The 2,518-nt window shown below is 52.7% G+C and carries 2 protein-coding genes; one reads left to right on the top strand and one right to left on the bottom strand.

Translation table 11 applies throughout. The features are described 5' to 3' along the window. On the top strand, window positions 1-250 hold a 250-nt coding region (locus ACTG33_RS16960), incomplete at its 5' end, for a hypothetical protein (RefSeq protein ID WP_439136429.1). 97 nt (window positions 251-347) lie between these two features. Here ACTG33_RS16960 and ACTG33_RS16955 read toward each other — a convergent pair. Beyond that, a partial coding sequence (locus ACTG33_RS16955) for a TonB-dependent receptor (RefSeq protein ID WP_439136427.1) occupies window positions 348-2,518 on the bottom strand: 2,171 nt, incomplete at its 5' end.

Genomic DNA, 2,518 nt, shown 5'->3' with positions numbered 1-2,518 from the left:
AAGATCTAACAACAAGGTAAGCAGCATGATTGGACGCACAGCTTCTCCCAAACTCGTCAATGTCGACAACCAGCACTCCATCATCATGAGAGAACAACTGATTCGGGAAATCACGGGCCTGGAACGGCAGCTGGAACAACTTAAAACCGGCGACGGCGATCGGGATTTCTCTCTGCAGCAAACCTACCGCGAAATGATCCAGTCCCGCCGCGGGATGTTGACGTCACTGCCTTACGCCGCAAATCGCTGAGAGTTCGCCCCCTCAAAGCTTATTGCCTCAGTAAAATAAAAAGGCCCCGGGAGATGCTTACTCTGCCGAGGCCTTTTTTGCATAACCCATTAGCGCATCAGTATTGGAAGCCCACTGACACCCCAACCGTTCGCGGCGCACCCCACGAATTCAGAACCCCGTAGAACTGAGGAATCACCTGATTGCGGTAATGCTCGTCGGTCAGGTTGTCACCATACACGGCGACGTTATAACGCTCCGAGGGTGACGTCCACTCCGCTCGCAGGCTCAATAATTGATAGCTGTCCTGAGCGTAATTTTCCGATGAATCAAAATAGAAATCTGACGTGTGATACAAGTTACCCGACAGATTCAACGTGCCTTCCAGTAACGAGGTAAAGTAGTTCACTCCCAAAGTCGCGGTAAATTCCGGCGAACGCTGCATCTCGTTGTCAGAAGCATCTTCATAAGCGGGAACAAAAAGCCCCGCGTTAGCGCCGGTGCAGAATACCGGATCGGTGCACTGACTCCAGGTTTGGGATTCTTCAAAATCACCGTAGGTGGCATCGAGCCAGGTGCCGCCGACATTGAACTCCAGCTGTTCCGTCACAGCAAAACGCATTTGCGCGTCCACACCATAGACAGTGGAATTCGCTGCGTTGCGAATCACACTGGACGCACCCACGTAGCTGGCCACCTGCAGATCCTTGTAGTCGTAGTAGAACGCCGCCACATCAAACATCAAATCGCCACTGTTGTACTTGTAGCCCACTTCGTAAGCCTTGATGTGCTCCGGATCCACTTCGATGTTATCCAATGTGCCCGCACCCACATTGATAATGCCGGACTTGAAACCTTCCGAGTAGGAAGCGTACAGACTGGTGTGATCATTGGGCTCATAACGCAAAGCAATACGCGGTGTCACCTGAGAGTCATTCATACCCGGCACATCTACTTTATCCAGGGTTGTGCCATCAATGAAGTAAGCGTCGGAGACTTCATCTTCGCTGTAACGCGCGCCCAACGTTAAAAACAGATTGTCTTGTAGTTCATAGGTCATATCACCGAAGACCGCGATGGTTTCGGTCGTCACACCTGAACCGCCGTTACGCACAAAAGGCCCACCGTAATAAGACGCCTGGTTAGCCTTGTAGGCTGTGTCGTTGTCGAAATAAAACAATCCTGCCGTCCACTGAAGACGTCCTTCGCCGTTGGACGACAACAAAAACTCCTGGCTAAACACATCTTCATGGGTATCAAAAATATAATCGTAGATAGCGTCGCCAGAGCCATCGAAGTCGTAATTGTGAGTGCCGACCTCATTGCGAACCTGGGTATAAGATGTCAAATCGGCAAATCCAAGATCGGCAACCAGTTTTAACTGGGTCGCCTCGGATTCGAGGGTGAACTGTGGCTTGTAATCGTTGGAAACTTCATCCCACTCAGTCGCCGCCACAGCGCCATTAAAGGCACCGGTTGAATATACTCGTCCGTTATCTTCATAGAGACTATTGGCCACGTAAGTGGCATCGTCTTTATCGCTCTTTGCGTACCGCAATACGGCCGTCACGCGGTCAGTAATATCCCAACGGGCACCCACCCGAATCGCCCAGTTATCGTAGGCGCCGTCGTCGTCTGCACCTGTAACGATATTATCGACAAAGCCATCGCCCTTGCGTTGGACCGCGGCAATATCAAAGCCCAGGTCATCGCTTGGGCCACCAGTGGCGTACACCTGATAGCGCTGAGCGTTGTAGCTGCCATAGGACAGGTCGCCCTTGATACTCGCGTCACTGCTGGGATCCGTGGTCGTGACCAACACCGCACCGCCGGTGGAGTTGCGACCAAACAGCGTGCCCTGGGGGCCCTTCAACACCTGTACACTTTCGATGTTCATCAGCTCCATATCCGCCATCATCGGATTGGGCGAATAGAAACCATCTGTGTACACCGCCACACTGGAGCCACCACCGGCCACCACCACAGCACTACCCACGCCGCGAATGGTCGGCTGAGTATTGCCACCGGTGGTATCAAAACGCACCCCCGGTGTCAGTTTCATAATGTCACCCAACTGCTGGACATCACCTTTACCCAACTGATCGGCGCTGAGCGCGGTGATACTGATGGGTACATCCAGCGAACGCTCGGTGCGGCGTTGAGCTGTGACGGTCACTTCTTCCAGCACACCTGAATAACCTTTATCGGCTTCTTGAGCGTAAGTGGAGTGGGCAGCAGCGATAGAAAGAGCGAGTACAGATAAAGACAATCCGGATACGGTTTTCACGG

It is taken from the genome of Pseudomaricurvus sp., from assembly GCF_965662505.1.
Classification (GTDB): Bacteria; Pseudomonadota; Gammaproteobacteria; order Pseudomonadales; family Cellvibrionaceae; genus Pseudomaricurvus.
Note: the sequence above shows the minus strand (reverse complement) of the source record. Positions and strands in the feature narration are given on the sequence as shown.